Raw genomic sequence first — 7,159 nt, forward strand, 5'->3', positions numbered from 1 at the left:
TGAATACCTGTTTTCAATTTGTATAAAATACAGTTAATTATCTCACTAATAGACGATTTTGGTTTAAATCCTCTTTTTCTTTTAGGTAAATGTGGGATAATTTCTTCTACTATCGTATCTTTGTCCAGTACTACAAACAAGGTCTTAGGTTTTTATGTTTCACACCACAAAAATCATAATTCCTTGTTTGTTTTCAAAAAGTCAAGATAGACTCATATGAAAAACTAATAAAAAAAAGGTAATGTTCCAAAGTTAGTGATACCCTTTTATTTGTACTCTAATTCTCTGATATTCAATCCAGCCTAAAACAAATATTTTACCTAAAAGTAAGGTACATCTCTTACTTTTAGGTATTTTTGTGCAAAATAAAGCTCCTAAATGATTGAAGCCCACTGCTCGTGTATCAGAGTTAGTGATATAAGTTTTGATGAGTGATAATAAGGGATATAAAGAATTGCTGACCAAATAAAACAATGAAAAAAACGCTACGCATACTCCTATTTTTGATTTTGTGTTTGTTTGTGCAGACACAAAACCTATTGTATGCCCAGCAATACCCTGTCCGAGTTACGCCTGTAGTCTTAGCTCCGTATAGCCTAAAACTATCTGACTACGCCACTACCACACAACAAAAACTTCAAGTCCAAATCCTAATGACGGACCTGATGCAACCCGCTCATCAAGCAGGGCTTAAGTTCTCTCTAGAGGCGGGGCTTAACGCTCAGTCCTTTGCGAGGAGCAATGATTTTGTAGTCGGGTTATCGCCCTTTACGCTCTATCCTGGCACTCCTATTACCCTTTCCAATATAGACCTTAGACCTCTCTTTGAGCTACAAAACCTAAACGGTATCAGTGCATTGCAATACAGCAAAGCACTGCCTGAGGGTGCCTATCAGTTTTGTTTTCAAGCCTTTGATTTTTATACCAAAAACAACCTATCGGCTAAGTCTTGTGCTACCATATATCTTACGCAATACGACCCACCACAGCTCAACCTCCCACAACGAGCAGAGAAAATTCAAGCCAATAATAATACGCCTATTATCTTTCAGTGGCTCCCAAGGCAAGTCGCTCCTAATACCCAATATACCTTTATCCTAAAAGAATTATGGGACTTAGGACAAAGTCCTGAAGCAGGATTTTTAGCTTCAAGAACCTTGTGGCAAGAAACTTCGTTTGCTCCAATGGTTTATTATGGATTGGACAAACCACAGCTTATCCCTGGTAAAAGATACGCTTGGCAGGTGCAAGCCAAAAGCGGAGCGATGTTTGACACTGCTCCCAATAATGACAATGGCGTTTATAAAAACAATGGACTCTCTGAAATTTTCTACTTTGACTATGTAGAAAACTGCCCTACGCCTACTTTCCTAATGGCTAAAAATGTAGGAAGAGCAAGGGTAGAGCTTTCTTGGTCATCAACAGGGCAAAACAACGGACTATACCGTATTCAATACCGAAAAAAAAACAGCCAAACCCAGTGGCAAACCGCAGAAAGCTATCAAACACGATACACCATCACTGGACTAGAAGACCATACCGAATACGAATATCGTATAGGCTCCGTTTGTGGGCAGTTGGCAACTGCTGGCGATTATTTTGATAACAATTTTGCTAATAATGAAAGTGCAGGAAACGCCTATGCTTTCAGTGGTATTCAGTATTTCACCACCGATAGCAAAGACGCTCAAAATACCAATTATCAATGTGGCGTAATGCCCAATATTGAGATTAGCAATAAAAACCTTTTGCAATCTGTTTTAGGTACCAATGAAACCTTTACCGCAGGGGATTTCCCAGTAACGATTATCGATGCACAAGGAAGCAACGGTATTTACAGCGGAACAGGATATATTCAAGTCCCTTATCTAGCGGATACCAAAATAAAAGTCGTTTTTAATAATATTCAACTCAATACAGATAGACAACTCATTAGCGGAGTCGTAGAGACGAGTTATGATATTGAGGAAGCGAATGTGGTGGAAGTTAGCATTGGGGATTTAATAAATGAAATTGTTAATCTGATTAATAAGGATACTATAACTGATGAAGATAAAGCTAGATGGGAAGCCCTAAAAAAACAATGGGATTTTTATTCTTCCAATGTTGATGATATGGATATGAGTGATGAGGATAAAGATTTGTTTAGAAGAATACAAGGAAGTCTTTTTATTGCTTCTATTGGAGATATGAGCGAAAAAGAAAAAGAAAACGCTATTGCGGCGGCGGCTGAAGCAGAGAAACTTTATAAAAAATATGAGAAAGAGTTTTTGAAGATAGATAGTAATAGTCCAACCAAAAATGTTGAGAATGTTGATTTTGATCAGTTAAAAAATGCACAAAATGTAATTTTATTTGTTAATGGACATTATTCTAAAATTCTTCCAGGTCCAAGCTATGGAAGAAAAGATTACTGGTTGTATTTTGATGATAATACAGGAAGGCATATAAACGGGTACTTAAATTATTTTAAATTTAATAAAAATAACACCTATATTATTTATGTAAATGGCTCTTCTGCTATAGGTAGTGATCAGGATTTTAAAGATCGATTTACAAATGGTAGAAAATTCATAACGCTCCTTTTAGAAAAAAACAAAAGTATTTTAGAAAAAAATATAGCTATTATAGGACACTCGGAAGGAGTAGCTTATAGTGCAGGAATAATTGATGAACTTTATCGTAATAACGCTAAAATAAAAGAAGCCGTGTATCTTTCTGCTGATGAAGGAGCTGAAGATTTTTCTCATACAAACTCTAATGTTCCTACCTATCAAATAGAGTATATGTATTTTGATACTCATAAAAATAAAGGTTGTACAGATTTTTATGACTGGGTTATTGGTACTAATTATAGATACAAAACTTATTCAGGAATAAAAGGTGTTACAAAATTTGGAATTGCTATAAGAAATGATTTGGGAGAATCTAGTGTTCACGGAACAACGGCTTCAATTTCTGTTATCCCTTATTTAGAAGATTTGAAAAAAGTAAGCTATCAACAGAATTTAAACAAAGAAGGGAAAGTTTTTTATTCTCAAATTCCAAAGAATACTAAGCGTTTTTGGAAAATAGGAAGTCAATTTATTGATGCTAATCACCCTCAATTTGATTTGGAAATAGGAAAGAAGAATTATAATTTAAAATGTAGAAAATAAAAATATGAAAAACATTAAAATTATTTTATTTATTATTGGATGTATCTTCATTATAGGATACACATTTATTTGGATTAGCGGATTAGGAATGAGACTGCCTGAATCTGAGAAACAATATTATGGGTTCATAAGAGAGTTTCAAGATTCAGAAAATGTATCTATAAATTATGAAATAGATTCAGCTGAAATAACTGCTCAGTTTATTGAGATAAATAAAAAAGACACTATATATACTTCAAAAGATATTAAACAACTTGCAGATAATTTTGTTAACAAATATAAAGATGTAAGACTTGAAAAAAAATACGATTCTATTATGGTTCGAATTCATCAAAAAAATGTAGATACTACTTTTTTGTATATTCTAAAAAATGAGTAGTATTCCATATAACTAAACAATGAAAAACCTACTACGCATACTATTTTTGATTTTGTGTTTGTTTGTGCAAACACAAAACCTGTTGTATGCCCAGCAACCAATACAGAGGTTAGAAAAAAATACCTCCGCAGGAGTCGGTGAGCTATTTGGAGATAGTGGGGTAAAGAGTATTAGCACCAATTATCCCATCTCCGAAATTATCCATATCACCACGCCACCTCCTGGGAAAATCATCATCAAAGGAAATGCGGATAGTGGGAATAATAACCACTCAGGGGCAGGGAAAAAAAGTACCCAAGAACTCCCTGCGGGGCAAGATTACACCATTATCGATAGCAATGGCAATATCTGGGCAGTAGATGAAAACGGAAATATTACCCAAAATGGAAAGCTAGCAGAAGGGGGAGCGTCTAATACTGATAATACTAATGGTGTAGATTCCAATGGTTTAGCCACTACCATTACCGCTAACCACCCCAATTATAATAACTATATTGATCAAAAAATAGACAATATAGTCCTTAATAATAAAGGTGATTTAGAAGCGAGTTTTGATGACTTCTTAGAATTTACACAAGATTTAAAGAAAAGAATAAATATTGAAGTTATTAAAGGAGATAATATAATAAACAATATATCTATCAAATAAATGTACAATATATCATATAGTAAAAATAAAGATTTGGATAATCCATATCCAACAGCTAAGGCTTTTAATATAAAAAGCAATGAGTTTTTTTTTAATAATTCGGAAAATTTTGGAAAACTTTCATTTGATAATATAATAGAAGATGCTCCATTATTTGACTATTTCATTTTATGGGATATCACATTGAAAAAAGAAAACGATTTTATTTTATTAGATGTGTATCACAACTCCGATGTTATGGTTGAAGGCTTCCTAATTTCCGAACAATTTAAAATACTATTAGAAGGTTTTAAGATAGCTATGCCATATAAGTTTTATCCTTCCAAATTAAAATATCAAAATAATAAACTAGATTATTATATATTCCAAGTTGCTTGGAATGAATGGGAAGATTTTGATTTTGAAAAAAGCAAATATTATGAGAAAATAGACGGGGATTGGCAAGATCTAGAAATGAATGTTTCCGATTCAAAAAGTTTTCGACAAATGTACCGACTATGGAAAGAGGATAATGAAAGGTATAAAATGGACATTGTTATTAAGAAAAAGTTTGATATTTTTTACATTCAGTTTCTTGGATTTATCATATCAGAAGAACTAAAAAATGAAATTGAAAATAAAAATATAACAGGCATAGAACTGAATAAATTTAAAAATATAAATTTTTATTTTTTATAGTTATTAAAAATCTCCGTAAATTTATCCCAAGAAATAGAAGTTCTTTAAAATAGTTCACCAATACGGAAAATCTACCATAGAAGTAGTAACCATACCTCTCACTATTGTAAAAGTAGGGAAAATAGGGAAAATCAATAAACTCGCAGATGCCATTAACCCGCTTAACCAAGTCATAAAAGCAGCAGGGAAAAGCGTAGATTTTGTGAAAGCAAAAACTTTCCTAAAAAACACCTATCAAATTACTGACAACCAAGCTGATGAAGTTGTTGAAAAGGTTTGGGGGAAAATAAAAAAAGCTGATAATATTTTCAATCTCACGGAGTTTAAAAACCTAAAAGGCGTAACACCAGGTGTAGATAATAAATCACTAACTAATTTACCAAAAAGTTTTTGGGACAAGGCTTATAAATATAAACCTAACTCCGAGAGCTTGATAGACAAATTTCATCAAGCACCTTTGAAAGAGCTATGATAGCCAATCATAATGTCCCTCCAGCATTAAAAAATGATAAAAATGTTGAAAATGTATTCAAAGATTCCTATATCTTTGACTTTCTCAATCTTTCTGAAAATCATAATGAATCTCAATTACAAAAAGAGCTTATCCTACAAATGAAAAATTTCATTTTAGAACTAGGAAAAGATTTCCTTTTTATGGGAGAAGAATATAGAGTTCAAGTAGGAAATAGTGATTTTTTCATTGATTTACTATTCTATCATCGAGAGTTACAATGCCTTATTGCCTTTGAACTAAAAACAGATAAATTTAAACCTGAATATATTGGGCAGCTCAATTTTTACCTTGAAGCTCTTGATCGCGATGTAAAAAAAGAAAATGAAAATCCAAGTATAGGGGTTCTTATTTGCAAAGATAAAGATATAGAAGTAGTAGAATATGCTCTTAGCAGAAGCTTGTCTCCTACAATGGTTGCGGAATATCATACTAAATTACCTGATAAAAAACTTTTACAAAAAAAACTAAAAGCTATTTTTGACAACTAAGTTCTTTTATGAGAAAAAACAAAAATTCAGTAGGAAAAGTATCTACTATATGTTCTTTTTACCTTATTTCATAAACCATAATACATAAAAAAACTCTCAAAAACAAGCCTCATTCTCACAAGAAAATTTTTATTTGATTGAATTTTAATGTTTTATATTATAAAAACATAGTTTTTTTCTCAAAATACACACTACACCCCAGCAGCTAATTTAGTGCTTTCTACAATTGCAGTTTTCAATTCTACCGAAATATGCTAAACAAATGCTTATGGTAACTGTTTAGACATTGTCCTATTTGTTTAAAACCATTGTTTCAAAAATAAACTATAGTCTAAATTTAACACATATAAATGTTTTAATTTTCAGAAATAAAAGACAAACAAGCCGTATTATTTATACCCTTCCTACTTTTGATACAAAAAAGTATTTTTCTTATTTTTGGAAAAACTTTTTTATGAAAGCAAGATACATTAGAATTTCCGCTACCCATCAAAAACAAGCAAGACAAGAAAAGCGAAAAACCAAAGATGAGATTCTTTTTTCGGATATTGTTTCTGGCTCTGTACCTTTTGAAAAAAGACCAGCAGGAATAGAGCTTTTAAATAAAGTCAAGTCGGGGGAAATTTCTTACATTAGCGTTTCATCAATTGATAGGCTCGGCAGAAATTTGTTTGATATTTTAAAGACTTTGGAGATTTTGAAAGAACATTCTGTTACTTTAAAAGTCGATAATTTAGGTATTGAAAGCCTTATCGAAGGCAAAGAAAACCAAGCCTTCAAACTCATTATTTCGGTAATGGCAAATATTGCGGAGATGGAAAGGGAAGCGATTCTCGAACGACAACGAGAAGGTATCGCCCTCGCCAAAGCCAAAGGCGTTTACAAAGGTCGAGAAAAAGGAAGCACAGAATCCAATGAAGTTTTCCTTGCAAAATACAAAGAGGTCATCAAAAGCCTCCGAAAAGGCAACAGCATCCGCGACACCGCAAAAATCTGCAATGTCAGTACAGGTACTGTGCAAAAGGTGAAGGGGAAAGTTATTGACTTGTAATTTACACATACTATAAAAATGAAAGCTCTCTACAAACTTTCATTCTTTGAAAACTATAATAGTCTTACTGGGATTTGTGTGTGATTAGTTACCTAAATATAACTGAGTCTATCTTGACTTTTTGAAAACAAACAAAGAATTATGATTTTTGTGGTGTGAAACATAAAAACCAAAGACCTTGTTTGTAGTACTGGACAAAGATACGATAGTAGAAGAAATTATCCCACATTTACCTAAAAGAA

Annotated in this window: 7 protein-coding genes; all 7 read left to right on the forward strand. The window is 32.5% G+C overall.

What is annotated here, in order from left to right:
- The first annotated feature begins 473 nt into the window (after positions 1 to 473).
- The gene (locus HMPREF9699_RS05635; protein WP_002663126.1) at positions 474 to 3,158 is read left to right on the forward strand and encodes a fibronectin type III domain-containing protein; all 2,685 of its coding nucleotides are present in this window, start codon (positions 474 to 476) and stop codon (positions 3,156 to 3,158) included.
- Between the two features lie 4 nt (positions 3,159 to 3,162).
- Complete coding sequence (locus tag HMPREF9699_RS05640) at positions 3,163 to 3,537, forward strand: hypothetical protein (protein ID WP_002663128.1); 375 nt, start codon at positions 3,163 to 3,165, stop codon at positions 3,535 to 3,537.
- Positions 3,538 to 3,556: 19 nt separating this feature from the next.
- The gene (locus tag HMPREF9699_RS05645) at positions 3,557 to 4,186 is read left to right on the forward strand and encodes a hypothetical protein (RefSeq protein ID WP_002663130.1); all 630 of its coding nucleotides are present in this window, start codon (positions 3,557 to 3,559) and stop codon (positions 4,184 to 4,186) included.
- Positions 4,187 to 4,864 carry an imm11 family protein gene (locus HMPREF9699_RS05650; protein WP_002663131.1) on the forward strand — a complete coding sequence of 226 codons (678 nt, stop codon included), beginning with the start codon at positions 4,187 to 4,189 and terminating at the stop codon, positions 4,862 to 4,864.
- A 202-nt stretch (positions 4,865 to 5,066) separates the two neighbouring features.
- A complete protein-coding gene (locus tag HMPREF9699_RS05655; protein WP_002663132.1) occupies positions 5,067 to 5,336 on the forward strand; it encodes a hypothetical protein in 270 nt (89 codons plus the stop codon).
- Complete coding sequence (locus tag HMPREF9699_RS05660) at positions 5,333 to 5,866, forward strand: PDDEXK nuclease domain-containing protein (RefSeq protein WP_002663133.1); 534 nt, start codon at positions 5,333 to 5,335, stop codon at positions 5,864 to 5,866. The genes HMPREF9699_RS05655 and HMPREF9699_RS05660 overlap by 4 nt, the downstream gene beginning before the upstream one ends.
- A gap of 454 nt (positions 5,867 to 6,320) precedes the next feature.
- Positions 6,321 to 6,917 (forward strand): recombinase family protein, encoded by a 597-nt coding sequence (locus HMPREF9699_RS05665; RefSeq protein WP_002663140.1) that lies wholly within the window; start codon positions 6,321 to 6,323, stop codon positions 6,915 to 6,917.
- Positions 6,918 to 7,159 lie beyond the last annotated feature (242 nt).

Origin of the sequence: Bergeyella zoohelcum ATCC 43767 (assembly GCF_000301075.1) — a bacterium.
GTDB classification, from domain to species: Bacteria; Bacteroidota; Bacteroidia; order Flavobacteriales; family Weeksellaceae; genus Bergeyella; species Bergeyella zoohelcum.

Coding starts and splice junctions, on each gene's coding strand:
- HMPREF9699_RS05660 (WP_002663133.1), top strand. CDS start 5,333: ATGATAGCCAATCATAATGTCCCTCCAGCATTAAAAAATGATAAAAAT.
- HMPREF9699_RS05635 (WP_002663126.1), top strand. CDS start 474: ATGAAAAAAACGCTACGCATACTCCTATTTTTGATTTTGTGTTTGTTT.
- HMPREF9699_RS05645 (WP_002663130.1), top strand. CDS start 3,557: ATGAAAAACCTACTACGCATACTATTTTTGATTTTGTGTTTGTTTGTG.
- HMPREF9699_RS05640 (WP_002663128.1), top strand. CDS start 3,163: ATGAAAAACATTAAAATTATTTTATTTATTATTGGATGTATCTTCATT.
- HMPREF9699_RS05665 (WP_002663140.1), top strand. CDS start 6,321: ATGAAAGCAAGATACATTAGAATTTCCGCTACCCATCAAAAACAAGCA.
- HMPREF9699_RS05650 (WP_002663131.1), top strand. CDS start 4,187: ATGTACAATATATCATATAGTAAAAATAAAGATTTGGATAATCCATAT.